The following is a 25,331-nucleotide window of genomic DNA, read 5'->3' as shown; positions in this document are numbered from 1 at the left end:
CGCTCACCTCCTGCGCAGCAGTGTGACTCGGGCTTCCTCCGGAATGAGTGGCATGTTGATGACGTGGGCGACTGCTTGCGCCGGGTCGATGCGAACATAATTTGCTTGCCCCCAATTGAATTCCTGGCCGGTTATCTCGTCGCGGACCCAAAACCGCTCGTAGGGCTCCATACCCAGCGCCGCCATGTCCAGCCACAGGGTTGCTTCCTCGGGTCCGAGGGCGTTGAGCGTGAGCACCACCAGGACACAGTCGCCGGTTGCCGGGTCGAACTTGCTATAGGCCAGCATCGCCTCGTTGTCGACGTGATGGAAATGAATGGTGCGTAACTGCTGCAACGCGGGATGCAGTCGTCGAATTGCGTTGAGCTGCGTGATGAATGGCTCCAGTGACCTGCCTTCGGCGAGCGCGCCCGCGAAGTCACGGGGACGCAGCTCGTATTTTTCCGAGTCCAGGTATTCCTCGCTGCCTTCCCGCACCGCCCGGTGCTCGAACAGCTCGTAACCGGAGTACACGCCCCAGGCCGGACCCATGGTGGCAGCCAGCACCGCGCGGATGGCGAACATGCCCGGGCCGTTGTGTTGTAGGACCGCGTGCAGGATGTCGGGAGTGTTGACGAAGAGGTTGGGCCTTCGAAAATCGGCGAATTCGGCGATCTCGTTACCGAATTCGGTGAGCTCCCACTTGGACGTGCGCCAGGTGAAGTAACTGTAGGACTGCGTGAAGCCCAGTTTGGCCAGCCCGTACTGGCGGGCCGGGGGAGTGAATGCCTCGGACAAGAACAACACGTCGGGGTGGATGGTCTTGACCTGACCGATCAGCCACGACCAGAAGTCGGGTGGCTTGGTGTGCGGGTTGTCGACCCGAAAGAACTTGACGCCGTGGTCGATCCAATGTCGTACTACGCGCAGCACTTCGTCGTAGAGCCCCGCGGGGTCGTTGTCGAAGTTGAGTGGATAGATGTCCTGATATTTCTTCGGCGGGTTCTCCGCGTAGGCAATGGTGCCGTCCGGCAGTTGGGTGAACCAGTTGCGGTGTTCACGGGCCCACGGATGGTCCGGTGCGCATTGCAGGGCGAGGTCCAGTGCCACCTCCATGCCCAGGTCGCGCGCCGCGGCAACGAAGTCGTCGAAATCGTCGATGGTGCCCAGGCTCGGGTGGATGGCGTCGTGACCGCCCTCGTCGCTGCCGATCGCCCACGGAGATCCCACGTCACCGGGTGCCGCGGTGGGGTTGTTGTTGCGGCCCTTGCGGTGCACCTTGCCGATCGGATGGATCGGCGGCAGGTACACCACGTCGAACCCCATCCGCGCGATGCGCGGCAGTTCGGCCGCCGCGGTGGCAAAGGTGCCGTGTACCGGTTTGCCGTCGTCGTCCCAACCTCCGGTGGACCGCGGGAACATCTCGTACCACGCCCCGAAGCGGGCCACCGGGCGGTCGACCCAGACGCCGAACTGGTCGCCGCGGGTAACCAGATCCCGCAGTGGATAAGCCTTGAGCAGATCTTCGATTTCCGGGGACAGGGCCAGCGCGGAGCGGGTCACCGGGTCACCGGGATTCCGCAACGCCGCAGCGGCCTCCATCAGCGGCCAGCGTTGCGCGCGCGGCACCCCGGTGGCGGCGCGCTCGAGCAGCGCGGCGCCGATCAGCAAATCGTTGGACAATTCTTTTTCGCCTTGGCCTGCGTCGAGTTTGGCGACCAGGCTATGACGCCAGGTGTGTACCGGGTCACCCCAACCGTCGACGCGGAAGGTCCACAATCCGGCGCTGTCGGGGGTGAACTGGCCGTGGAAGACGTAGGGCTCCTGGCCCATCGTCATCGGGAACAACAGTGGTTTGACGCGCTGCTGCTCGGCGGGCCTGGCGGTCGCATCGGATTCCAGCGCTCGCACCGCCGAGACCCTGCGTACGTCACTGACCAGCGGATAACGCGTGCCGAGGTAGCGCACGACCAGGGTCGCGGCCACTGCTTCGTGGCCCTCGCGCCATACCGAGGCGCTGACCGGCACCACCTCGCCCACCACCGCCTTGGCGGGGTAGGCGCCACATGAGACGACGGGCTGGACGTTATCGATCTCGACACGACCGGGCACCAATCACTCCGTTCTGTTCGCGGCTCGCCCATGCAGGCGGGAAACCCGACCTCGTCCCCCTTGGCCCTGCGGACCGTTCCTGGGCTCGTCACCCCGGGGACGAGCAACAGCGGTGTCACCGGGGTGTCCTTCGTGTGTCGTTGTCTGCTCGTCTTAGCGCCCCATACCCACCCTAGTGTCCGGCCACACCGGCGGGGCCCGACCTGTCGCCGAGTAGCCCGCTTCCAACGGAATCCTCAGTAAGGTAAAGACGCGTGAAAGCCCTCCGCCGGTTTACCGTCCGTGCTCATCTGCCCGACCGTCTTGCCGCGCTGGACCAGCTGTCGACCAACCTGCGGTGGTCCTGGGAAAAGGCCACCCAGGACTTGTTCGCGAGCATCGACCCGGCACTGTGGGCTAGCTGCCACGACCCGGTGGCGGTGCTGGGTGCGGTCAAACCGGCACGCCTGGACGAGTTGGCGCTCGACGAAGAATTCCTGCGCCGGCTCGACGAGCAGGCGGCCGACTTGGCCGACTACCTGAGCCGCCCACTGTGGTACCAGCAGCGCGAGCTGGCGGGTGTCCCCGGGGCACCGGGGCCTAGCCTGCCCACCAGCATCGGGTACTTCTCGATGGAGTTCGGCATCGCCGAAGTGCTGCCCAATTACTCTGGCGGCCTTGGGATTCTGGCCGGCGACCATCTCAAGGCCGCGTCCGATCTGGGGCTGCCGCTGATCGCGGTCGGTCTGTACTACCGCTCCGGATATTTTCGGCAGTCGCTGACCGCCGACGGCTGGCAACAGGAGACCTATCCGTCGCTGGACCCGCATGGGCTGCCGTTGCGCCTGCTTACCGACGCCAACGGTGATCCGGTGCTGGTCGAGCTGGCGGTGCCGGATTCCGGGCAGCTGCGCGCCCGGATCTGGGTTGCCCAGGTGGGCCGGGTGCCGCTGCTGCTGCTGGATTCCGATATTCCGGAAAACGAGCACGAGCTGCGCGGCGTGACCGACCGCCTCTACGGGGGTGACCAAGAACACCGGATCAAGCAGGAGATCTTGGCCGGTATCGGTGGGATAAGGGCGATTCGCGCGTTCACCGCCATCCAGGGATTGCCGGCCCCCGAGGTATTCCACATGAACGAGGGCCACGCCGGATTCCTGGGAGCCGAACGCATCCGGGAACTCATCACCGACTCGGGATTGGACTTCGATACCGCGCTGACGGTGGTGCGGTCCAGCACGGTGTTCACCACGCACACTCCGGTACCCGCCGGTATCGACCGGTTCCCGGTGGACATGGTGCGGCGCTACTTCGGCGATGGCGAGCCGGGGCTGCTGCCGGGCGTGCCGACCGAGCGCATCCTGGCACTGGGCGCCGAGGACGATCCCACCAAGTTCAACATGGCCCACATGGGGCTGCGGCTGGCGCAACGGGCCAACGGTGTCTCGCTGCTGCACGGCAGGGTCAGCCGGGCCATGTTCAACGAACTGTGGCCCGGATTCGACCACGACGAAGTCCCGATCGGGTCGATCACCAACGGGGTGCACGCCCGCAGCTGGGCCGCGCCGCAATGGCTGGAGCTGGGCCGCGAACTGGCCGGTTCGGACTCGTTCGCAGAGCCCGCCGTCTGGCTGCGGTTACAGCAGGTGGATGCCGGCCACCTGTGGTGGATCCGGTCACAGCTGCGCTCGTTGCTGGTGGAGGACGTGCGGGCGCGGCTGCGGCAATCATGGCTGGAACGCGGTGCCTCCGAAGCCGAATTGGGCTGGATCGCAACGGCCTTCGATCCGAACGTGTTGACCATCGGGTTTGCCCGCCGGGTTCCGACGTACAAGCGGCTGACCCTGATGCTGCGTGATCCGGATCGACTCGAGAAGCTGCTGTTGGACCCCGAACGGCCGATACAGCTGATCGTGGCAGGCAAGTCGCATCCGGCCGACGACGGGGGAAAGGCGCTGATCCAGCAGGTGGTGCGGTTCGCCGACCGGCCGCAGGTGCGCCACCGCATCGCCTTCTTGCCCAACTACGACATGTCGATGGCCCGGTTGTTGTACTGGGGCTGCGACGTGTGGCTGAACAACCCGTTGCGGCCGTTGGAAGCGTGCGGAACATCCGGGATGAAGAGCGCGCTCAACGGGGGGCTGAATCTATCCGTCCGCGACGGCTGGTGGGACGAATGGTACGACGGCGAAAACGGCTGGGAGATACCGTCTGCCGACGGCGTGGCAGATCCGGAACGACGCGATGACCTGGAGTCCAATGGGCTCTACAACCTGTTGGAGCAGGCGGTGGCGCCGAAGTTTTACGAGCGTGACGAACGCGGCGTGCCGCCGCGATGGATGGAGATGGTGCGGCACACCCTGCAGACCCTGGGACCGAAAGTGCTGGCTTCACGCATGGTGCGCGACTACGTCCAGCACTACTACGCTCCGGCGGCGCAATCGTGGCGTAGGACCATCGGTGTTGCGGGTGACGGCACCGAGTTCGCCGGGGCCCGTGAGCTGGCCGCCTACCGGCGGCGCGCCGAGGCGGCGTGGCCGCGGATCGAGATCACCGACGTGGACAGCGCCGGGCTGCCTGATACTCCGCTGCTCGGCTCGAAGCTGACCTTGACCGCCATCGTGCAACTGGCCGGCCTGCAACCGGACGAGGTGACCGTCCAAGCAGTGCTGGGCAGGGTCGACCCCGGCGATGTGCTGCTGGACCCGAGCACCGTCGAAATGTCGCATACCGGTACCGACGGTGTGAGCCACATCTTCTCGACGACAACCCCGCTGCCGCTGGCGGGGGCCGTCGGCTACACCGTGCGAGTGCTGCCTCGCCATCCGATGCTGGCCGCCGGCAACGAGCTGGGGCTGGTGACCCTGGCCGGGGGCTGATCAGCCGGCGGCCGACAGTCGCTGCAGCGCCGCGCGGACCTGGGCTGGGTTGGTGGGCTGCCAGAACGGGGGCAGCGAGGCTCGCAGGTAGTCCCCGTAGCGGGCGGTCGCCATTCGCGAATCCAGCACCGCCACCACCCCACGGTCGCTGACCCCGCGCAACAGCCGACCCGCGCCCTGCGCCAGCAGCAGCGCCGCATGATTGGCGGCGACCGTCATGAAACCGTTGCCGCCGCGAGCCGCCACTGCCCGCTGGCGGGCGCTCAGCAGTGGGTCGTCCGGACGTGGAAACGGGATGCGGTCGATCAGGACCAACGACAGCGACGGTCCGGGTACATCGACGCCCTGCCACAACGACAGGGTGCCGAACAGCGAGGTGGCGGCGTCGGCGGTGAACTGCTCGACCAGCGCGGAGGTGCTGTCGTCGCCCTGGCACAACACCGGTGTGGAAAGCCGTTCGCGCATGGCTTCGGCGGCGGCGCGCGCCGCGCGCATCGAGGAGAACAGGCCAAGGGTCCGCCCGCCGGCTGCGGCGACGAGTTCGGCGATTTCGGTCAGCTGCTCGACCGACCCGGTCCCGTCCCGGCCGGGCGGCGGAAGATGGGCCGCCACGTAGAGGATTCCCGACTTCGCATGGTGGAAGGGCGATCCCACGTCCAGCCCGCGCCACGGTGTGTCCGAAGGCTTGTCCGAGGATCTGTCTGACGTCAGGCCCCAGGACGCCGCCATCGCGTCGAAGGTCCCACCGATTGCCAGCGTCGCCGAGGTCAGCACCGTCGTCGAACGGGCGAATATGGCAGTGGCCAGCAGATTGGCGACCGACAGCGGAGCCACCCGCAGCACGCTGCGGGGCGAACCGCGGTTCTCCTCATGGTCGAGCCAGACCACGTCGGTGCGGTCGGGGATCGCCGGTGCGAAGGACGTCAGTATCCGCGACGCGGTATTGGAAATCTCGGTCAGGGCCGCCGCGGCTTCGGCGCGGGCTGACGCCGCCTTCGCGTCGCTGGTGCTGTCGATCGCCGAGCGGGCTGCACCGGCCGCGTCCCGTAGCGCCGTCAGGTATGTCGCCAACTCGTCGTCGAGGTAATCGATGCGCCCGGGTGGCGCGTCGTGGATCGTCGAGGCGAAGGTCGCCGACGCCGCTTCCAACCGCTCCAGCACCTCCGGGGCGACCAGCCGGGCGATCCGCCGCGCGGCCACACCGAGGGTTGCCGACGTCAGCTCCGCGGTGGCCACCGAGGTCACCCGGTCGGCCAGCTCGTGCGCCTCGTCGACCACCAAGAGCCGGTGTTCGGGCAGCACCGAGGATTCAGCAACGGCGTCGACGGCCAGCAACGCATGATTGGTGACGACGATATCGGCGGAACCCGCCCGGGCGCGTGCCCGTTCGGAGAAGCACTCGGAGCCATACGGGCAGCGGGCCACGCCGAGGCATTCCCGCGCGGAGACGCTGACCTGCGACCACGACCGATCGGCCACGCCGGGTTTGAGGTCGTCGCGGTCTCCGGTGCCGGTTGTGGTCGCCCATTCGGTGAGCCGTTGCACGTTACGGCCCAGCGCGGTCACGGCCATGGGGTTGAAGAGTTCCTCCTGCGGCTCGCCGGCCGCGTCGACGTCCGCGCCGCCGTTGTGAACCTTGTTGAGGCACAGATAGTTTCCTCGCCCTTTGAGCAATGCGAATTGCGGCCGGCGGGGCAGGGAAGCCGTGAGCGCATCGGCGAGCCGGGGTAGGTCGCGATCGACGAGTTGCCGCTGCAGGGCGATCGTTGCGGTCGACACCACGACGGGCTCGTCGTCGCCGACCGCACGGACAATCGCCGGAATCAGGTATGCCAGGGACTTACCGGTGCCGGTGCCGGCCTGGACGACGAGGTGCTGGCCGGTCGCGAAAGCCTGTGCCACGGCATTGGCCATCTCCAGCTGGCCGCGGCGTTCGCTGCCGCCCAGGGCTGCCACGGCGACGGCCAGCAACTCGGGAACAGACACCTCAGGCGTGGTTACTCCCTTGTCGAATCGGATCTCAGGGCGTGATCGTCTGGGTCGGGATGGCCGGGTCGCCGGGCGCCAATTTCAGTCCCTCCCAGGGCAGGCTGTGCAACCCCGACGCGACGAGCTTGCGGGCCGACGCCAGCGCAGCGCTACCCGTATCGGCTACCACATCTCCGCCGCGAACCAGCGGGGTGGTCAACACTCGGTGCGGCTCGGTGGTGGTCGGAGGGCGCCCCGCCGGATGCACGATTTCCTCGGTGATGGTGCCCGTGGGCTTCGACAGCCGCAGCGCTTCTTTGCGGCCGCCTCGGGATTCCTTGTGGCTGCTGCGTTTTTGCACGGGCATGCCGTCGACCTCGACCAGTTTGTAGACCATGTTCGCGGTCGGCGCACCCGAGCCGGTGACCAGCGACGTCCCGACGCCGTAACTATCAACCGGCTCCGCGCGCAGCGCCGCGATGGCGAACTCGTCGAGATCGCCGGACACCATGATGCGGGTCTTGTTGGCGCCGAGTTGGTCGAGCTGCTCGCGGGCTTGGCGGGCCAGCACGCCCAACTCGCCGGAGTCGATGCGGACCGCGCCGAGCCCGGTACCGGCGGCAGCGACAGCGTTGGCGATACCGGTCGTCACGTCGTAGGTGTCGACGAGCAGCGTCGTGTCCGGGCCCAGCGCCTCGACCTGGGCGCGGAACGCGGCCAACTCTGACGTAGCCGAGGGACTGTCCCGGTGCGCATAAAGCATCGTGAACGCGTGGGCCGCGGTGCCTTCGGTGGGTATCCCGTAGCGTCGCCGGGCTTCCAGATTGGACGAGCCGGCGAAGCCCGCGAGATAAGCGGCCCGGGCGGCGGCGACCGCGGCGCGCTCATGTGTCCGGCGGGTGCCCATTTCGACCAACGGGCGGCCGCCGGCGGCGCTGACCATCCGCGCCGCCGCGGACGCGATCGCCGTGTCGTGGTTGAAGATCGACAGCACCAGCGTTTCCAGCAGCACGCATTCGGCGAAACTGCCGTGCACCGAGAGCACCGGGGAACCGGGGAAGTACAGTTCGCCTTCCGGGTAGCCGTCGATATCGCCGCAGAAGCGAAAATCCCGGAGGTAACCCAGGGTCTCAGGGTCGAGGAAGTGGGCCAGTAACTCGCACGCCTCGTCGTCGAACCTGAACTGCGGCAACAGCTCCAGCAGTCGACCGGTTCCGGCCACCACCCCGTACCGGCGGCCCGCGGGAAGCCGGCGGGCGAACACCTCCCACGTGGTCCGGCGATTGGCTGTGCCGTCGCGCAGCGCGGCCGCCAGCATGGTCAGCTCGTACTTGTCGGTCAGGAGCCCAGCGGGGACCGAGTCATTCACCCCGCAACCGTATCGGTTCGCGTCGGGGTCTCGGTATCCACCGCAGTGGCTCGCTATCCTATGGCTATGGTTGCTGCATCAGCGCCCGCCAAGCCCGGATCGACCGGGCAACGCGAGTCCGCGCCGGTCGATGTGACGGCCAGTCCGTGGGTGACCATCGTCTGGGACGACCCGGTCAACTTGATGAGCTATGTGACGTACGTGTTCCAAAAGTTGTTCGGCTACAGCGAGCCGCATGCCACCACGCTGATGCTGCAGGTGCACAACGAGGGAAAGGCAGTGGTCTCGGCCGGCAGCCGGGAAGCCATGGAGGTCGATGTGTCCAAACTGCACGCCGCCGGATTATGGGCGACGATGCAGCAGGACCGGTGAGCTTCGAGGGTATCCGGATCCAGCGTGCGCAAATGGAAGCGCGTCGAAACCCGCAACGGCCCTCGTTTTCGGTCCGCCTTGGCTCCCCACGAGGCAGCCCTGCTCAAGAATCTGGTCGGCGCGATGGTCGGGCTGTTCGACGAACGCGAATCGACCACTCCGACAGACGAACTCGAAGAGATTACCGGCATAAAGACCGGGCACTCCGACCGTCCGGGTGACCCGACGCTGCGTCGGCTGCTGCCGGATTTCTACAAGCTGGATCCCGGCGACCCGATGACCCTCGATGCCTCCGAGACGCTCAACGCCGCCCTTCGCAGTCTGCATGAGCCGGCGATCATCGACGCCAAACGCGGTGCCGCACAGCAGTTGCTGCAGACGGTCCCGGAAAACGGCGGTCGGTTCGAGTTGACTGAGTCCGATGCCAACGCCTGGGTTGCTGCCGTCAACGACTTGCGGCTGACTCTTGGAGTACTGCTCAACGTCGGCCCGCAAGGGCCCGAGCGGCTGCCGGCCGACCATCCCATGGCGGCGCATTACGACGTCTACCAATGGCTGACGGTTCTGCAGGAGTACCTCGTCCTGGTGCTGATGGGTAAACCCGCCGGATGATCGCGACGGCAGCCGGATGAACGCCATCACCGACGTCGGCGGCATCCGCGTCGGCCACTACCAGCGGCTCGACCCCGACGCGTCCCTCGGCGCCGGCTGGGCTTGTGGCGTCACTGTTGTGCTGCCGCCACCCGGAACGGTCGGTGCGGTCGACTGCCGCGGAGGTGCGCCCGGAACCCGCGAGACCGACCTGTTGGATCCGGTCAATAGTGTCCGCTTCGTGGACGCGGTACTGCTCGCCGGCGGCAGCGCCTATGGCCTGGCCGCCGCCGACGGTGTCATGCGCTGGCTCGAGGAACATCACCGCGGTGTCGCTGTCGGTATGGGCGGCGCCGGGGTGGTGCCCATCGTTCCGGCCGCGGTGATCTTCGACCTGCCGGTCGGAGGCTGGATTTGCCGGCCCTCGGCTGACTTCGGGTACCTGGCTTGCGAAGCCGCTGAGGCCGATGTTGCCGTCGGGGCCGTAGGCGCCGGCGTGGGCGCGCGCGCCGGCCTGCTCAAGGGCGGCGTCGGCACAGCGTCGACCACGCTGCCGTCCGGCGTGACCGTCGGCGCGGTCGTCGTGGTGAACTCGGTGGGCAACGTCGTCGATCCGGCGACCGGCCTGCCGTGGATGGCGGAGCTGATCGACGAATTCGAGCTGACCAAACCACCCGCCGAGCAGCTCGACGCGCTGGCGCGGCTACCGACGGAGTCCAGCCCCATGAACACCACCATCGCGGTGGTCGCGACGGACGCGGCGCTGAGTCCGGCCGCGTGTGGGCGCGTCGCGATCGCGGCTCACGACGGGCTGGCCCGCTCGATCCGGCCGGCCCACACGCCACTGGACGGCGATACCGTCTTCGCGCTGGCCACCGGTGCGGTCGAGGTGCCGCCGGACCCCGGCATACCGGCCGCTCTTTCGCCGGAAACGGCGTTGGTCAGCGCGGTGGGAGCGGCCGCCGGCGATTGCCTGGCCCGAGCGGTAGTGGCTGGTGTCATCGCCGCCGCGCCGGTGGCCGGAATACCGAGCTACCGCGCCATGTTGCCGGGAGCATTCGGAACACGTACGGAAAGGAACGGCTGAGGTGCTGGTGATTCGTGCCGACCTGGTCGATGCGATGTTCGCCCATGCCCGCCGCGATCACCCTGACGAAGCCTGTGGGGTGCTGGCGGGGCCGGAGGGTTCCGACCGTCCCCAGCGCCATATCCCGATGACCAACGTGGAGCGCTCGCCGACGTTTTACCGTTTCGATTCCGGCGAGCAACTCCAGGTGTGGCGATCCATGGAAAGCGCGAACGAAGTGCCGGTCGTCATCTATCACTCGCATACGGCGACCGAGGCATACCCAAGCCGCACGGACGTCAGCCTGGCCGCGGAACCGGAGGCGCATTATGTGCTGGTGTCTACCCGTGATGCCGAGCGTTGTGAGCTACGCAGTTATCGCATCGTCGCCGGTGCCGTCACCGAAGAGCCTGTCCATATCGTCGAGCAGTATTGAATATCTGTCAGAGTTCCCGCAAAGTCCCGGAAAAGTGCTCAAAGTGCGAGGAAGGCCTGCATGAGCGTCACCGTGTCCATCCCGACCGTCCTGCGACCCCACACCGGTGGCCAGAAGCGCGTCTCCGCGAACGGCGACACGCTCGGCGCGGTCATCGACGACCTCGAGGCCAACTACTCGGGCATCTCCGAGCGGCTGATCGATAATGGCAAGCTGCACCGCTTTGTGAACGTCTACGTGAACGACGAGGACGTGCGGTTCTCCGGTGGTCTGGACACGGTGCTGTCCGACGGCGACTCGGTCACCATCCTGCCCGCCGTGGCGGGCGGGTAAGCGGAGCGCATGGCGCGATACGACTCGCTGCTACAGGCACTGGGCAACACCCCGCTGGTGGGTCTGAAGCAGCTGTCCCCGCGCTGGGCAGACGAGGCCGACGCAACCCACGTGCGGTTGTGGGCCAAGCTCGAAGACCGCAATCCGACCGGATCGATCAAAGACCGGCCGGCGCTGCGGATGATCGAACAGGCCGAACTGGACGGGCGGTTGTCGCCCGGCGCCACCATCATCGAGCCCACCAGCGGCAACACCGGTATCTCGCTGGCGATGGCCGCGCGGTTGAAGGGCTACCGGCTGATATGCGTGATGCCCGAGAACACCTCGCTGGAACGGCGTCAGCTGCTGGAACTCTATGGCGCGAGAATCATTTTTTCGCCGGCCGAGGGCGGATCCAACACAGCGGTGGCCACCGCCAAGGAGCTTGCCGCCGCCAACCCGTCGTGGGTGATGCTCTACCAGTACGGCAATCCGGCCAACGCGGACGCGCACTACTGCGGCACCGGTCCCGAGTTGCTGGCCGACCTGCCCGAGATCACCCATTTCGTCGCCGGCCTGGGCACCGCCGGCACGCTGATGGGTACCGGCCAGTTTCTGCGCGAGCGGGTTCCCGGTGTCGAGATCGTGGCGGCCGAGCCACGTTACGGCGAGGGGGTGTACGCGCTGCGCAACATCGATGAGGGCTTTGTCCCCGAACTGTATGACCCTGAGGTGCTGACCGCGCGATATTCGGTGGGCGCGTACGACGCGGTGCGCCGTACCCGTGAACTGGCCGCGGCCGAGGGCATCTTCGCGGGTATCTCGACGGGCGCGGTGCTGCACGCCGCACTGGGAATCGCGGCCAATGTCGTCCAGTCGGGTAACCGCGCCGACATAGCCTTGGTGGTTGCCGATGCGGGGTGGAAGTATCTGTCGACCGGCGCCTATGTCGGTAGCCTTGCTGATGCCGAGAACGCTCTGGAAGGGCAGCTGTGGGCATGACCCGCGCCGGCGACGATGCGGAGTGAAACGACGAGGAGGAGCGGCGCCAATGACCGGGAATCCGCGCACACCCGCGAAGCAGCCGGAAAAGCGCCCGCGCTGGATCGTCGGCGGGGCGACCATCCTCACCTTCGTCGCGCTGCTGTATCTCGTTGAGCTGATCGACCAGTTGACGCGGCATTCGCTGGACGTCAACGGCATCCGCCCGCTGAAAACCGACGGGTTGTGGGGCATCGTTTTCGCGCCGCTGCTGCATGCCAACTGGGCACACCTGATGGCCAACACCATTCCTTTACTGGTGTTGGGATTCCTGATGACGCTGGCCGGATTGTCGCGGTTCGTCTGGGCGACGGTGATCGTGTGGATTCTGGGCGGCTTCGGCACCTGGCTCATCGGAAATGTGGGCAGCAGCTGCGGTCCGACCGACCACATCGGAGCGTCCGGGCTGATCTTCGGCTGGTTGACCTTTCTGCTGGTGTTCGGCCTTTTCGTGCGTAAGGTGTGGGACATCGTCATCGGTTTGGTGGTCTTGTTCTTCTACGGTGGCGTCTTGCTGGGAGCCCTTCCGCGGCTGGGCATGTGCGGCGGGGTGTCATGGCAGGGCCATCTGTGCGGTGCGCTTGCCGGGGTGGTGGCCGCATATCTCTTATCGGCGCCGGAGCGTAAAGCCCGCGCACTGAAGAAGGCCGGCAACCGCCAGTTGCGTCCGAAGACATGAGCTCGCCGTTGGCGCCCGTCGGAGTCTTCGACTCCGGCGTCGGCGGACTGACCGTCGCGCGGGCCATCATCGACCAACTGCCCGACGAGGACATCATCTACGTCGGTGATACCGGCAACGGCCCCTACGGTCCACTGACCATCCCGGAGATCCGCGCACACGCGTTGGCCATCGGCGACGACTTGGTCGACCGGGGTGTCAAGGTTTTGGTGATCGCCTGCAACTCGGCGTCCGCGGCCTGCCTGCGAGACGCGCGGGAGCGCTACGACGTGCCCGTCGTCGAGGTGATCCTGCCGGCCGTACGCCGCGCCGTTGCCGCCACCCGCAACGGTCGCATCGGGGTGATCGGCACTCGCGCGACCATCACCTCCCACGCCTACCAAGACGCGTTCGCCGCCGCGCGCGCCGCCGAGATCACCGCGGTGGCCTGTCCGCGGTTCGTGGATTTCGTCGAGCGCGGGGTCACCAGCGGCCGTCAGGTGTTGGGGCTGGCGGAGGGTTACTTGGAGCCGTTGCAGCGTGCCGGGGTGGACACTCTGGTGCTCGGTTGTACGCACTACCCGCTGCTGTCCGGGCTCATTCAACTGGCGATGGGAGACCACGTCACGCTGGTCTCGAGCGCCGAGGAGACCGCCAAAGAAGTTCTCCGGGTGCTGACCCAGACCGACCTGCTGCGCCCGCACGATGCGCCGCCGGCTACCCGGGTGTTCGAAGCCACCGGCGACCCGGAAGCGTTCACCCGGCTCGCGGCGCGATTCCTCGGGCCGGCGATTACCGGAGTGGCAGCCGTTCATCATCCGCCTGTCAAATAGCGTCACGCGAGATTCTGCTCACCTATTGCGGCAATGTTTTTCTCATCGCGGTAATGGGCATGGCACAGTAGTGTCCGTGCGAATAACCGTGCTCGGATGCTCCGGCAGCGTCGTGGGTCCGGATTCGGCCGCGTCGGGTTATCTGCTCCGGGCTCCGGACACCCCGCCGATGGTCATCGACTTCGGTGGCGGTGTGCTCGGAGCTCTGCAACGACACTTGGATCCCGGGTCGGTGCATGTGCTGTTGTCGCATTTGCACGCGGACCACTGTCTGGATATGCCGGGCTTATTCGTATGGCGCCGTTATCACCCCACGCCTCCCAAGGGCAAGGCGTTGTTATACGGCCCGAGCGACACCTGGTCCCGCCTGGGGGCAGCGTCGTCGCCCTACGGCGGCGAGATCGACGATTGCTCGGACATCTTCGACGTCCGCCACTGGGTGGACGGCGAGCCGGTGACGTTCGGCGCGGTTACCGTGGTGCCCCGGGTCGTTGCCCACCCGACCGAGTCCTACGGCATGCGGTTCACCGATTCCACCGGCGCCTCATTTGCCTACAGCGGCGACACCGGCATCTGTGACCAGCTCGTCGAGCTGGCTCGCGGTGTCGACGTCTTTCTGTGCGAGGCCTCCTGGACACACTCACCGGACCGTCCGCCGGACCTACATCTGTCCGGCACCGAAGCCGGAAGGGCCGCGAGGCGGGCCGGCGTCCGCGAGCTCCTGCTGACCCACATTCCGCCATGGACATCGCGCGAGGACGTCATCACTGAGGCCAAGGCCGAGTTCGACGGGCCCGTACACGCGGTGGTATGCGGCGAGACTTTCGAAGTCCGGCGGGCCTGAAGCTTGCTGGCGAAGGCGGTAGTTCGGCGCAAATGAGCACACCGGCAGAGGCTCAGCGCTTACGAGACCTCAAGCTGTTGCGGCGCGCTCGGGACAGGATCGACCGGGAGTATGCACAGCCGCTGAACGTCGAGGCGCTCGCCCGGAGCGTGAATATATCCACCGGGCACTTCAGCCGTCAGTTCAAGCTCGCCTATGGCGAATCGCCGTATTCGTATCTCATGACGCGGCGCATCGAGCGCGCGATGGCGCTCTTGCGTCGCGGCGACCTTAGCGTCACCGAGGTGTGCTTCACCGTCGGTTTCTCATCGCTGGGCACTTTCAGCACTCGCTTTAGCGAGCTGGTCGCCATGCCGCCCAGCCTTTATCGAGAGCGGACGGCAGGCGCCGCGAAGGGCATCCCGGCGTGCCTGCAGAAGCAGGTGACCCGACCGATCAGGAATCGAGAAGCCTCGGTTACCGAGCTGCACCTAGCGTGAGCGTCATGGACATCACCATTCACTCGAGCTTCCTTCCGCACGAGGACCCGCAGGAATCGCTGGCCTTCTACCGCGAGATTCTCGGCTTCGAGGTCCGCCTCGACGTCGGCAAGGGCAAGATGCGCTGGATCACGCTCGGTCCTCCCCATCAGCCCGACACCTCCATCGTCTTGTACCCGCCGAATGCCACCCCCGGCATCACCGACGAGGAGCGTCGCACCATTGCCGAGATGATGGCCAAAGGCAGCTACGGCACCCTGCTCCTGGCAACCAAAGATCTCGATGCCACGTTTGAGCGGCTGCAGACCTGCCTGCACGACGGCCAAGGCGAGGTGATTCAGGAGCCGACGGATCAGCCGTACGGAGTTCGCGACTGCGCGCTGCGTGATCCCGCCGGCAATCTGATCCGCATTCAACAGGTGAACTGAACCCATGAGCGACGCGACGCAGAACATCGACACGCGGATAGCCGAGCTGGCCGACTGGCGGGGCAACACGCTCGCGCGGATCCGCACGCTCATCAAGCAGGCCGATCCGGACGTCATCGAGGAGGCCTCGACAGCAATACCCGGCGTGCTATCGACATTCGCGAGGGCGATTCCCTCGACGAAAACGCATCGCATGTGCCGGTCTGCTGGCCGCCGAGCCGCCCGACCCTCGAGGGTGTACACGTGGCGGCCTGACCGGTGTTTGGGTTCACCTGAGCGCACATTCAAAGCCGTGGACGCACAGTCGCCGCCGTGGACGCACATTCGATGGGTGTGGGGTGCCCGCTAGGGTTGGCGTCGTGTCCAAACGAGAAGACGGCCGCCTCGACGACGAGCTTCGTCCGGTGGTCATCACCCGCGGGTTCACCGAAAATCCCGCAGGCTCGGTGCTGATTGAATTCGGTCGCACCAAGGTCCTGTGTACCGCCAGCGTCACCGAGGGGGTTCCGCGCTGGCGCAAGGGATCTGGCGTGGGATGGCTCACCGCCGAGTACGCAATGCTGCCGTCGGCCACTCATACGCGCTCGGATCGCGAATCGGTCAAGGGGCGAGTCGGTGGCCGCACCCAGGAGATCAGTCGCCTGGTCGGTCGGTCGCTGCGGGCGGGCATCGACTTGGCGGCCTTGGGGGAGAACACCATTGCGGTCGACTGCGACGTGCTGCAAGCCGACGGGGGTACCCGCACGGCGGCCATCACGGGTGCCTATGTGGCGCTGGCCGACGCCGTGACCTACCTGGCGGCGGCCGGCAAACTGTCTGATCCCCGGCCGTTGTCGTGCGCCATCGCCGCGATCAGTGTGGGGGTGGTCGACGGCCGGATCCGGGTCGACTTGCCGTACGAGGAAGATTCCCGAGCCGAGGTCGACATGAATGTCGTCGCCACCGACACCGGGACCCTGGTGGAGATCCAGGGCACCGGCGAGGGCGCGACGTTCCCGCGGTCGACGCTGGACAAGCTGCTCGACATGGCGCTGGGCGCGTGCGACAAATTATTCACCGCTCAGCGGGAGGCGTTGGCGCTGCCGTATCCAGGTGTCCTGCCCGAAGGACCGCCACCGCCGAAAGCGTTCGGAAGCTGACCCAGGTAATCACCAATCGGAACACTCAAGCCTCGAGACTATGTCTTTGCTGCTGATCACCCGGCAGTGCGGCACCGCCCGGATTGGTCGGCCGTAGCGTTTGCCATTGTCGTCGACTCAATGCGGCTGGCTAGAGGCGCGCACAATACAGTTATGATAGGCTTCTCCACGTCCAATTGAGTTTTGCCAAAATCAATTGTTTTAGGATTAATTGATGGCCAGTCGGCAAGTCCCACTTGAACATGCCTTTCTCAACCACCCGTGGTGGGCAGTGGGACAGATGACGCATGCACATGCGGAACCGCGCATCAACGAAACCGCAACCCGTGCGAGAGCGGGTCTGCTAAATATTATCTCCGCAATCACGATCGCATTATTGCTGATGCGTCCGGAAACCGATCCGGTGATTATTATTGGTCCGCTCGTGCTTTTTGATATGTTGGCTGCGGCGGCTACCGGATTAACTCCATTCAGCCCCACTGGCGTTCTGGGCACCGCGTTGACAATGGGAATTCGACCGGTGTGGAAACCAACGCGGCCGAAACGGTTTGCATGGTTACTCGGTGGCAGTTTAGCGGCGACGTGTCTTGCCATGCGCCTGTTCGGCGCGTCGCCCCTGGCGCTGGCGGCTGTTGTCGCGGTCTGTTTTGTCCTGACGTGGTTGGAGGCGACGCTGGGGTTTTGTGTGGGCTGTTACCTGCACAAATTGATTTGGGGTTGTGAAGAATGCGAAGTCCGCTATGTCAGGGAAATAGCGCCACGACCAGCGCTGAACCCCGAAAGTCCAGCAATCAACCTGGAAAGTCGCGCGTAGGCCCGGGGCCTGATGACTGTGTTTCGGATTGATTGGTGACCAAGCTGTTGGTTGCCAGCCGCAACCCCAAAAAGCTGGCCGAACTGCGCAGGGTGCTCGACGGTGGCGGATTGTCGGGGGTGACATTGGTGTCGCTCAATGACGTCGCGTCATTCGACGAGACACCCGAAACCGGTGCGACATTCGAAGATAACGCGCTGGCCAAGGCGCGCGACGCGTTCGCCGCGACCGGTATGGCCAGCGTCGCTGACGACTCCGGTTTAGAGGTGGCGGCACTCAACGGCATGCCCGGGGTGCTGTCGGCCCGGTGGTCCGGCAATCACGGCGACGACGCGGCCAACACCGCCCTGCTGTTGGCCCAGTTGCGCGATGTGCCCGACGGACGGCGCGGTGCGGCATTCGTCTCGGCCTGCGCATTGGTCTCGGCGTCCGGCGAAGTCGTGGTGCGTGGCCAGTGGCCCGGCACGATCGCGCGGGAGCCACGCGGTGCCGGCGGGTTCGGCTACGACCCCGTCTTCATTCCCGACGGCTATCAGCTGACCGCGGCGCAACTGAGCCCTGAGGAGAAGGATGCGATGTCGCATCGCGGCCGCGCGCTGAGGCTGCTACTGCCGGAGTTGCGAGCCCTCGCCTAGACAGTGCCGCCCTCTAGAGGTTGTAGCGCGCCTTGACGTCCCTGGTTTGAAAATGTTCGACGATGATGCCCAGTAGCGGGATGGTGCCGGCGAGCAGGACACCGACTGTCTTGCCGATCGGCCAGCGAACTTTCACGGCGAGATTGAAGGCGGCCAACACGTAGACGAAGTAAACCCAACCGTGCACGATCTCGATCCAGCGAATCTCGTGGTGGAAGACCAGGTGGGAGATCAGTTCATAACAGAGGGCGATGAGCCAGATACCCGTCGTCCACGCCATCACGCGATAGCCAAGCAGCGCGGTACGGATCTTTTCCGCCGGAAAGATAGTGTTCCGCTGCGTTTCGGGTGTCTCAGGCGTCGTCATGCGCTGTTCCTGTTCTGCCTGTCGGCATCGTGCTTCGCGAGTTCGGCCAAGTATGCGTTGTACTCCTGTAGGGCAGGATCGTCGGAGGGCTGTGGCGCGGGCGTGGGCCGTTCGGGCAACAGTCCGGGTGGTATCTCGGTCATGGCGTTTGGCGGCTCCGGCGGCACCTCTTCATAGCGAACGAACTTGCGGTACGCGTAGATGCAGAACCAGGCGAACATCGGCCACTGCAAGGCGTATCCCAGGTTCTGGAAGGTGCCGGACACCGACTGGAATCTGGTCCACTGCCACCAGCCCAAGGCCAGACACCCGCACGCGGCGACGATCGCCAGGGCGATCAGCGCGGGCCTGCGACGATGCGTAGTCGACACACTTAGACGGTACCGCGACGACGCGTCATAACTGGGGTCCGTCGAACTCGTCGAGACGCGCGAGCCAGGGAAATAAACGTTCCGCGGTATACGGCGATGATGTAATGGGCTCGGCCGTGTCCAGGGGACCCAAGTCGTCGAGTGCCCCGGTGAACGAGTGCTGCGCCCTCGGTGAATGTTGGCGACTAGCCGGCACCCGTCGCTGTCGATCAGTCCGCGAACAACTCCACGGATCGCGCTCGCGGGCTCCTTTCGGTGTGCTGAACCCAAGCGAGGAGAGACCACTGACCGACTCGCCTGGCGAGCCGGGCGGTACGATCGGCAACGCTGCGGGCGTGGCGGAATTGGCATACGCGATGGTTTTAGGTGCCATTGCTCGAGAGAGCTTGAGGGTTCGAGTCCCTCCGCCCGCACCCTCGCGATTGGTGTGTTGGTCGACAATCGCTGACCCCAGGGTGGGAGCTGCAGCAGGCAGACCGGCGATTCCCCGCTATGCCGCGAGGTGACGCCGCAGCGGCTACACACCGTGAAACCTGTTGGCGCAATTGCTGGCTGGGAATGCCAGCGGCCGTTCGGATTGCCCGCACCGGGATTTGCTTTTTGCCGGTAGGCCGCCCGCGGTGACGACGACAACGAGCTGTGGATGCTGCTCCGGGTTGTCTGGCGATCCGTGGCGTCCTGGCCGGCACGCGTCTCATCTGAATGGGCATGATCTATGTTCATGAAATGGCGACTTATTCCACTGCACGTATTGCGCTTGGCGCATCCCGCGCTGCCGTCGGTCTCGGCAGCTGGCTCGCCCCGGACCTGACGGCGCGCCTCTTCGGCATTGACCCCGGGACCGCAAATCGCTTCCTGACAAGGCTTTTCGGGGCCCGAGAACTCGCCCTGGCGGTGGCGTTGCTCGCGGCCCCGCCCGGTGCGGTTCGGGCGGTCGCGGCGGCGGGCGCGGCGATCGACACTGTCGACGCGATCGCGGGATTTGATGAGGGCCGGCGCGGAAACCTCAGCACACAGGCGATTCTGTTGGGCGCAGGCGGCGCACTGGTTTTCGCCGCGCTAGGGTCTTCCGTGGCATGCGAGAGCCGCTCTGACGACGGTTGAGTGACGCGGCTTTGCCGCAAGCCCAACTGCGCGGCGTGTCGAGGGGATAGCAGATGCTGCCGCCCAGTCGTTGGGCTACCGCCAGCGGGGCGATCTTCCGATCCGCGATCTGGCTGACGCCGTGTGGCGCCGAGTTCAGCGCTGCGCCGCTCGCACCAGGTTCGACCCGACGATCAGCCGCTGAATCTCACTGGTGCCCTCGTACAATCGCAGCAGCCGAACATCGCGGTAGATGCGTTCCACCGGGACGCCGCGCATGTAGCCACTGCCACCATGAATCTGCACCGCGAGATCGGCCACCTTTCCAGCCATTTCGGTGCAGTAGAGCTTCGCCGCCGACGGCGCGATGCGGCGGTCCGCTCCCGACACCCATAGCCGAGCGGCATCGCGAACCAGCGCGCGTCCGGCCAGCACGCCGGTCTGCTGATCGGCCAGCATCGCCTGCACCAACTGAAAGTTCCCGATCGGCGTGCCACCCTGCGTCGCCGTGGTGGCATAGGCCACGGATTCGTCGAGTGCCCGTTGAGCCGTGCCGACCGCGATCGCGGCAATATGCACCCGGCCGCGTGCCAACGATGTCAGGGCAGCTCGATAGCCGATGTCCTCACTGCCGCCGATCAGCGCCTCGGCGTCGACCCGGACGTCGTTGAAGTTGACGTCGGCTGTCCACGCCCCTTCCTGGCCCATCTTGGCGTCCTTGACACCGACTTCAACTCCTGCCGCGTCCGCGGGAACCAGGAAGACCGCGATGCCGGCGCTCCGCTCGTCGGCCGGCCTGGTCCGCGCGAAAACCACGAACAAACCGGCGACCGGTGCATTGGTGATGAAGCGCTTCTGCCCCGAGATCACCCAATTGCCGTGGTCCCGAACGGCTTTGGTACGCAATCCGGCCGGATTCGACCCGGCGCCGGGTTCGGTCAGTGCGAAAGAGGCGACGACGTCGCCGGAGGCCATCGGTCCCAGCCAGCGGGCTTTCTGCTGGTCGGTGCCGAAGCCGACCAGTACCTGCCCGGCAATGCCGTTGTTGGTGCCGAACATCGACCGCAACGCCAGCGAGGTGTAGCCCAATTCCATGGCGAGTTCGACGTCCTGCGGCAGGTCGAGGCCAAGCCCGCCCCACTCTTGTGGAATCGCGTAGCCGAACAATCCCATCCTCTTGGCATGCTCACGCAGGTCGTCCGGCACCCGGTCGTTGTCCAGGATTTCCTGCTCACGCGGAATCACGGCGGTGCGGACGAAGTGACGGGTCTGGGCGAGGATCTGCCGAAAGTCCTCGTCGCTGACTGTCACGGGCATCGGCCCATCATATATGAAATATTATATTTGAATGGTGGGCGCCCGACTGCGGGCAGGACAGTGAGGAATTGTTGATGTCATTGCTGAACGGTCAGACCGCGGTGGTCACCGGCGGAGCCCAAGGACTGGGCTTGGCCATTGCCGAGCGATTCGTCGCCGAGGGCGCGCGCGTCGTGCTCGGTGATGTCAATCTCGAAGCGACCGAGGCCGCGGCACAGAAGCTGGGCGGCGATGCAGTAGCCGCGGCTGTGCGGTGCGACGTGACCAAAGCCGACGAGGTCGAAACGCTCATCCGCAGGGCCGTCGAGTTTTTCGGCGGTCTCGACGTCATGGTCAACAACGCCGGCATCACCCGAGACGCGACCATGCGCAACATGACCGAGGAGCAGTTCGACCAGGTCATCAGCGTACATCTGAAAGGCACCTGGAACGGCACCCGGCTGGCGGCGGCCATCATGCGCGAAAACAAGCGGGGCGCGATCGTGAACATGTCCTCGGTGTCGGGCAAGGTCGGGATGGTGGGCCAGACCAACTACTCCGCGGCTAAAGCCGGGATCATCGGGATGACCAAGGCCGCCGCCAAAGAGCTTGCCCACGTGGGTGTTCGAGTCAACGCCATCGCCCCCGGATTGATTCGCTCGGCGATGACGGAAGCAATGCCGCAACGCATTTGGGACCAGAAATTGGCCGAGGTTCCGATGGGCAGAGCGGGTGAGCCCAGCGAAGTCGCCAGCGTCGCCTTGTTTTTGGCCTCTGACCTGTCCTCGTACATGACCGGAACGGTGCTCGATGTCACGGGCGGGCGGTTCATATGACTGACGCTGTCATCTGTGAGCCGGTCCGCACGCCGATCGGCCGCTACGGCGGAATGTTTAAGTCGCTCAGCGCCGTTGAACTCGGCGTCGCCGTGCTCAAGGGACTGCTCGAGTGGACCGGTCTGCCGCCCGATGAGGTGCAGGAGGTGATCCTGGGGCACTGCTATCCCAGCAGTGAGGCACCGGCCATCGGCCGGGTGGTCGCATTGGATGCCGGGCTGCCGGTCACGGTTCCCGGTATGCAGGTCGACCGCCGCTGCGGTTCGGGCCTGCAGGCTGTGATCCTCGCCTGCCTGCAGGTGAGCCATGGCGACACCGACCTCGTCATCGCCGGCGGCTGCGAAAGCATGAGCAATGTCGCGTTCTATTCCACCGATATGCGCTGGGGCGGCGCCCGCGGTGGTATCCGGGTGCACGACGGGCTGGCCCGCGGCCGCACCACGGCCGGAGGCCGGCATTATCCGGTGCCGGGCGGGATGCTGGAGACCGCCGAGAATCTGCGCCGCCGGTACGGCATTTCGCGGCTGGAGCAAGACGAACTGGCGGTGACGTCGCATCGGCGTGCGGTCACCGCGCAACAGGACGGCATCCTGGCCGCCGAAATCATTCCCGTCGTGGTACCCGGCCGCCATGGCGATCAGCTGATCGACACCGACGAGCATCCCCGCGCCGACACCACACTCGAATCGTTAGGGAAGCTCAAACCCGTTCTGCTGAAACAGGATCCAGAGGCAACGGTGACGGCGGGCAACGCCAGCGGCCAAAACGATGCGGCATCGATGTGCGTGGTCACCACGCCGGCCAAAGCCGCCGAGTACGGCTTGCGGCCGTTGGTCCGGTTGGTTTCCTGGGGGCTGGCGGGGGTGGCGCCCGACATCATGGGCATCGGTCCGGTGCCCGCGACCGAGGCCGCGCTGGCCAAGGCGGGCCTGCGGCTGGCCGACATCGACCTCATCGAACTCAACGAAGCGTTCGCCGCCCAGGCGCTCGCGGTGATGCGGGAATGGAACTTCGGTGCCGCCGACCGGGAACGCACCAACGTGCACGGCTCCGGCATCTCGTTGGGTCATCCCGTCGGCGCGACCGGCGGCAGGATGCTGGCCACCCTGGCGCGTGAACTGGAACGCCGCCAGGCGCGCTACGGCCTGCAAACCATGTGCATCGGCGGGGGTCAGGGGTTGGCCGCCGTCTTTGAACGGGTCGCATAGACATGCAAGGTCCCGCGTTGCCGTTGAGCGGCATCAGTATCGTCGAGGTTTCCAGCTTCGTGGCCGCACCGCTGTGCGGCATGACGCTCAGTCAGCTTGGTGCACAGGTGATCCGTGTCGATCCGATCGGCGGCGCTGCCGACGTGCAGCGCTGGCCGCTGGCTGCGTCCGGAACGTCGATCTACTGGACGGGTCTGAACAAGGGAAAGCGTTCGGTGACCGTGGATCTGCGCTCGGCGCAAGGACAACAGCTGGTGCAGCGGTTGGTCATCGAGGGCGACGGCATCGTCGTGACCAACGCTGGCTTTGCCTGGCTCAGCCACCAGCTGCTGGCCGCCCGGCGTTCCGACGTCATCCACCTCCAGCTGCTCGGGCGAAGCGACGGGTCAACCGCTGTCGACTACACCGTCAACGCGGCCGCCGGCTTCCCACTGGTCACCGGTCCGGTCGGCCATGCCGGCCCGATCAACCACGTGCTGCCGGCCTGGGACGTCTGTTGCGGTCTGTATGCCGCGCTCGCCGTCGTCGCCGCGGTGCGCCGCCGCGACCAGACCGGGATGGGGGCTCGGGTCAGTCTGGCGCTGGAAGACGTTGCGCTGGCGACGGCGGGAAACCTGGGGCTGTTGACCGAGCCGCAGGTCAATGGGACGCAACGGCAGCGCCTGGGCAATGCCGTCTACGGCCAGTACGGCCAGGACTTCACCAGCCGCGACGGAGTCGGATTCATGGTTGTCACGTTGACCGGACGGCACTTTCGCGATCTGGTCGACGTGACCGGCACCGGGGGGGCGGTGTCGGCGCTGGCCGAGGCGCTGGGTGTGGACTTCGCCGCCGAAGGCGACCGGTACCGCTACCGCGACGTCCTCACGGGCCTCTTCGCGACCTGGTTCGGCGACCACACCGGCGACGAGATCACTGCGGAACTGTCGGGTACCACCGTGCTCTTCGAACGCTACCGCAGCTTCGCGCAGGTGGCTGCGAGCTCGAAAGTGACTGCCAATCCCTTGTTTTCCGTGCTGCATCAGCTGGGGGTCGGTGAATATCTGGCTCCGGGCCTGCCGGCCGCGTTCGACGGCGCCCACCCGGCCAGCGCGTCTGCACCGGCACTAGGGCAGGACACCACGGCGGTGCTCACCGAGCGCCTCGGACTGACGGCCGCCGATATCGCGCGATTGTCGAGCGCTCAGACGATAGGAACAACGGCGCATGACTAGACTTGCCCAGACCCTCGGGCTGACCGAGTTGCAAACCGAAATCATCAGCGCCGTACGGAAATTCGTCGACGAAGAGATCATCCCCAACGCGCCGGAACTGGAGCGCGCCGACACCTATCCGCAGGCAATCGTCGACCAGATGCGCGCCATGGGCTTGTTCGGTCTGATGATCGCCGAAGAATACGGCGGGCTGGGGGAGTCGTTGCTGACTTACGCGTTGTGTGTCGAAGAGCTGGCCCGGGGCTGGATGAGTGTCTCCGGTGTGCTCAACACCCACTTCATCGTGGCTTACATGCTGCGCCAGCATGGCACCGACGAGCAGCAGCAGCGCTTCCTGCCACGCATGGCCACCGGCGAGTGTCGCGGCGCGTTCTCGATGTCGGAGCCGGAACTGGGCTCCGACGTCGCCGCGATTCGCACCCGGGCCCGCCGCGATCCCGGTGGCGACTACGTCATCGATGGCCAGAAGATGTGGCTGACCAACGGCGCCAGTTCGACGCTGGTGGCGGTGCTGGTGCGCACCGACGAAGGCGAAGCCAAGCCGCACCGCAACCTGACCGCGTTCCTCGTCGAAAAGCCAACGGGTTTCGGTGAAGTGGCTCCGGGCTTGGTGATCCCCGGGAAGATCGACAAGCTGGGCTACAAGGGCATCGATACCACCGAACTCATCTTCGACGGTTATCGGGCACCCGCCGACGACATCCTCGGCGGCATCGCGGGGCAGGGCTTCTTCCAGATGATGGACGGCATCGAAGTCGGCCGGGTGAACGTTGCGGCGCGCGCCTGTGGTGTCGCCATTCGAGCCTTCGAGCTGGCGGTGCGATACGCGCAGCAGCGCCACACCTTCGGGAAGCCGATCGCCGAGCACCAGGCCATCGCATTCCAGCTGGCCGAGATGGCGACCAAGGTCGAAGCGGCACACCTGATGATGGTCAACGCGGCGCGGCTGAAAGACTCGGGCGAACGCAACGACGTCGCCGCTGGAATGGCGAAATACCTTGCCAGCGAATACTGTTCGGAAG

Annotated in this window: 27 protein-coding genes and 1 tRNA gene; 22 read left to right on the top strand and 6 right to left on the bottom strand. The window is 66.0% G+C overall.

Going from position 1 to position 25,331, the window contains the following annotated elements; all coding sequences use genetic code 11:
• Positions 1 to 3: 3 nt before the first annotated feature.
• Positions 4 to 2,091: an alpha-1,4-glucan--maltose-1-phosphate maltosyltransferase gene (locus BST40_RS16620; RefSeq protein ID WP_075547307.1), complete on the bottom strand. Its 2,088-nt coding sequence runs from the start codon at positions 2,089 to 2,091 to the stop codon at positions 4 to 6.
• Positions 2,092 to 2,345: 254 nt separating this feature from the next.
• Between BST40_RS16620 and glgP the strand changes: the two genes are divergently transcribed.
• On the top strand, positions 2,346 to 4,949 hold the full coding sequence (gene glgP / locus BST40_RS16615) for an alpha-glucan family phosphorylase (RefSeq protein ID WP_075547306.1): 2,604 nt from the start codon (positions 2,346 to 2,348) through the stop codon (positions 4,947 to 4,949).
• On the opposite strand, the gene BST40_RS16610 is transcribed toward glgP, so the two are convergent.
• Both BST40_RS16610 and BST40_RS16605 read right to left on the bottom strand, forming a co-directional pair.
• A complete protein-coding gene (locus tag BST40_RS16610; RefSeq protein ID WP_089025179.1) occupies positions 4,950 to 6,935 on the bottom strand; it encodes an ATP-dependent DNA helicase in 1,986 nt (661 codons plus the stop codon). It lies immediately after the preceding gene.
• Positions 6,936 to 6,969: 34 nt separating this feature from the next.
• Positions 6,970 to 8,286 (bottom strand): nicotinate phosphoribosyltransferase, encoded by a 1,317-nt coding sequence (locus BST40_RS16605; protein WP_075547304.1) that lies wholly within the window; start codon positions 8,284 to 8,286, stop codon positions 6,970 to 6,972.
• A 66-nt stretch (positions 8,287 to 8,352) separates the two neighbouring features.
• On the opposite strand from BST40_RS16605, the gene clpS reads away from it, so the two are divergent.
• The 15 genes from clpS to rdgB all read left to right on the top strand — a co-directional run bounded on the left by clpS (position 8,353) and on the right by rdgB (position 17,934).
• Positions 8,353 to 8,658, top strand: coding sequence for an ATP-dependent Clp protease adapter ClpS (gene clpS, locus BST40_RS16600; protein ID WP_036400296.1), 306 nt, complete (start codon positions 8,353 to 8,355; stop codon positions 8,656 to 8,658).
• Positions 8,659 to 8,682: 24 nt separating this feature from the next.
• Complete coding sequence (aosR, locus tag BST40_RS16595; RefSeq protein WP_023366192.1) at positions 8,683 to 9,270, top strand: oxidative stress transcriptional regulator AosR; 588 nt, start codon at positions 8,683 to 8,685, stop codon at positions 9,268 to 9,270.
• A 16-nt stretch (positions 9,271 to 9,286) separates the two neighbouring features.
• Positions 9,287 to 10,336, top strand: a complete 1,050-nt coding sequence (locus tag BST40_RS16590) for a P1 family peptidase (protein WP_083154831.1) — start codon at positions 9,287 to 9,289, stop codon at positions 10,334 to 10,336.
• 1 nt (position 10,337) lies between these two features.
• Positions 10,338 to 10,751 (top strand): M67 family metallopeptidase, encoded by a 414-nt coding sequence (locus BST40_RS16585; RefSeq protein ID WP_075547302.1) that lies wholly within the window; start codon positions 10,338 to 10,340, stop codon positions 10,749 to 10,751.
• A gap of 60 nt (positions 10,752 to 10,811) precedes the next feature.
• Positions 10,812 to 11,084, top strand: coding sequence for a MoaD/ThiS family protein (locus BST40_RS16580; RefSeq protein ID WP_075547301.1), 273 nt, complete (start codon positions 10,812 to 10,814; stop codon positions 11,082 to 11,084).
• Positions 11,085 to 11,093: 9 nt separating this feature from the next.
• The gene (locus tag BST40_RS16575) at positions 11,094 to 12,065 is read left to right on the top strand and encodes a PLP-dependent cysteine synthase family protein (protein WP_075547300.1); all 972 of its coding nucleotides are present in this window, start codon (positions 11,094 to 11,096) and stop codon (positions 12,063 to 12,065) included.
• Positions 12,028 to 12,783 carry a rhomboid family protein gene (locus BST40_RS16570; RefSeq protein WP_371687248.1) on the top strand — a complete coding sequence of 252 codons (756 nt, stop codon included), beginning with the start codon at positions 12,028 to 12,030 and terminating at the stop codon, positions 12,781 to 12,783. Before BST40_RS16575 ends, BST40_RS16570 begins: the two co-directional genes overlap by 38 nt.
• Positions 12,780 to 13,595 carry a glutamate racemase gene (gene murI, locus BST40_RS16565; protein ID WP_075547298.1) on the top strand — a complete coding sequence of 272 codons (816 nt, stop codon included), beginning with the start codon at positions 12,780 to 12,782 and terminating at the stop codon, positions 13,593 to 13,595. The genes BST40_RS16570 and murI overlap by 4 nt, the downstream gene beginning before the upstream one ends.
• A gap of 70 nt (positions 13,596 to 13,665) precedes the next feature.
• Positions 13,666 to 14,439, top strand: coding sequence for a cyclic nucleotide-degrading phosphodiesterase (locus BST40_RS16560; protein WP_176357627.1), 774 nt, complete (start codon positions 13,666 to 13,668; stop codon positions 14,437 to 14,439).
• A gap of 32 nt (positions 14,440 to 14,471) precedes the next feature.
• Positions 14,472 to 14,918: a helix-turn-helix transcriptional regulator gene (locus BST40_RS16555; protein ID WP_075547297.1), complete on the top strand. Its 447-nt coding sequence runs from the start codon at positions 14,472 to 14,474 to the stop codon at positions 14,916 to 14,918.
• Positions 14,919 to 14,923: 5 nt separating this feature from the next.
• Entirely contained in the window at positions 14,924 to 15,346 is a 423-nt protein-coding gene (locus BST40_RS16550) for a VOC family protein (RefSeq protein WP_075547337.1), read from the top strand.
• Positions 15,347 to 15,350: 4 nt separating this feature from the next.
• Positions 15,351 to 15,695 carry a hypothetical protein gene (locus BST40_RS31740; protein WP_075547296.1) on the top strand — a complete coding sequence of 115 codons (345 nt, stop codon included), beginning with the start codon at positions 15,351 to 15,353 and terminating at the stop codon, positions 15,693 to 15,695.
• Between the two features lie 10 nt (positions 15,696 to 15,705).
• Positions 15,706 to 16,485 carry a ribonuclease PH gene (gene rph / locus BST40_RS16540; protein ID WP_075547295.1) on the top strand — a complete coding sequence of 260 codons (780 nt, stop codon included), beginning with the start codon at positions 15,706 to 15,708 and terminating at the stop codon, positions 16,483 to 16,485.
• A gap of 214 nt (positions 16,486 to 16,699) precedes the next feature.
• Positions 16,700 to 17,299: a DUF4395 domain-containing protein gene (locus tag BST40_RS16535; RefSeq protein ID WP_241780252.1), complete on the top strand. Its 600-nt coding sequence runs from the start codon at positions 16,700 to 16,702 to the stop codon at positions 17,297 to 17,299.
• Between the two features lie 32 nt (positions 17,300 to 17,331).
• On the top strand, positions 17,332 to 17,934 hold the full coding sequence (gene rdgB / locus BST40_RS16530) for an RdgB/HAM1 family non-canonical purine NTP pyrophosphatase (protein ID WP_176357628.1): 603 nt from the start codon (positions 17,332 to 17,334) through the stop codon (positions 17,932 to 17,934).
• A 13-nt stretch (positions 17,935 to 17,947) separates the two neighbouring features.
• Here the strand turns inward: rdgB and BST40_RS16525 are convergent, their stop codons facing one another.
• A complete protein-coding gene (locus tag BST40_RS16525; protein ID WP_075547293.1) occupies positions 17,948 to 18,301 on the bottom strand; it encodes a DUF3817 domain-containing protein in 354 nt (117 codons plus the stop codon).
• On the bottom strand, positions 18,298 to 18,672 hold the full coding sequence (locus BST40_RS16520; RefSeq protein WP_075547292.1) for a hypothetical protein: 375 nt from the start codon (positions 18,670 to 18,672) through the stop codon (positions 18,298 to 18,300). Before BST40_RS16520 ends, BST40_RS16525 begins: the two co-directional genes overlap by 4 nt.
• Positions 18,673 to 19,001: 329 nt before the next feature.
• Here BST40_RS16520 and BST40_RS16515 point away from each other — a divergent pair.
• Positions 19,002 to 19,085: transfer RNA gene (locus tag BST40_RS16515), tRNA-Leu, on the top strand.
• A gap of 313 nt (positions 19,086 to 19,398) precedes the next feature.
• Entirely contained in the window at positions 19,399 to 19,776 is a 378-nt protein-coding gene (locus tag BST40_RS16510) for a DUF4267 domain-containing protein (protein WP_158006341.1), read from the top strand.
• A gap of 135 nt (positions 19,777 to 19,911) precedes the next feature.
• Here BST40_RS16510 and BST40_RS16505 read toward each other — a convergent pair whose 3' ends face one another.
• Positions 19,912 to 21,072: an acyl-CoA dehydrogenase family protein gene (locus BST40_RS16505; RefSeq protein WP_075547290.1), complete on the bottom strand. Its 1,161-nt coding sequence runs from the start codon at positions 21,070 to 21,072 to the stop codon at positions 19,912 to 19,914.
• A gap of 71 nt (positions 21,073 to 21,143) precedes the next feature.
• Between BST40_RS16505 and fabG the strand changes: the two genes are divergently transcribed.
• From fabG to BST40_RS16485, 4 genes are all read left to right on the top strand, one after another.
• A complete protein-coding gene (fabG, locus tag BST40_RS16500) occupies positions 21,144 to 21,887 on the top strand; it encodes a 3-oxoacyl-ACP reductase FabG (RefSeq protein WP_089025180.1) in 744 nt (247 codons plus the stop codon).
• A complete protein-coding gene (locus tag BST40_RS16495; RefSeq protein ID WP_075547288.1) occupies positions 21,884 to 23,095 on the top strand; it encodes an acetyl-CoA C-acetyltransferase in 1,212 nt (403 codons plus the stop codon). Before fabG ends, BST40_RS16495 begins: the two co-directional genes overlap by 4 nt.
• A gap of 2 nt (positions 23,096 to 23,097) precedes the next feature.
• The gene (locus BST40_RS16490; RefSeq protein ID WP_075547287.1) at positions 23,098 to 24,309 is read left to right on the top strand and encodes a CoA transferase; all 1,212 of its coding nucleotides are present in this window, start codon (positions 23,098 to 23,100) and stop codon (positions 24,307 to 24,309) included.
• The coding region (locus BST40_RS16485; RefSeq protein WP_083154830.1) for an acyl-CoA dehydrogenase family protein at positions 24,302 to 25,331 on the top strand (1,030 nt) is incomplete at its 3' end. The genes BST40_RS16490 and BST40_RS16485, both read left to right, overlap by 8 nt.

The organism is Mycobacterium persicum (assembly GCF_002086675.1).
In the GTDB taxonomy this organism is placed as follows: Bacteria; Actinomycetota; Actinomycetes; order Mycobacteriales; family Mycobacteriaceae; genus Mycobacterium; species Mycobacterium persicum.
Note: the sequence above shows the minus strand (reverse complement) of the source record. Positions and strands in the feature narration are given on the sequence as shown.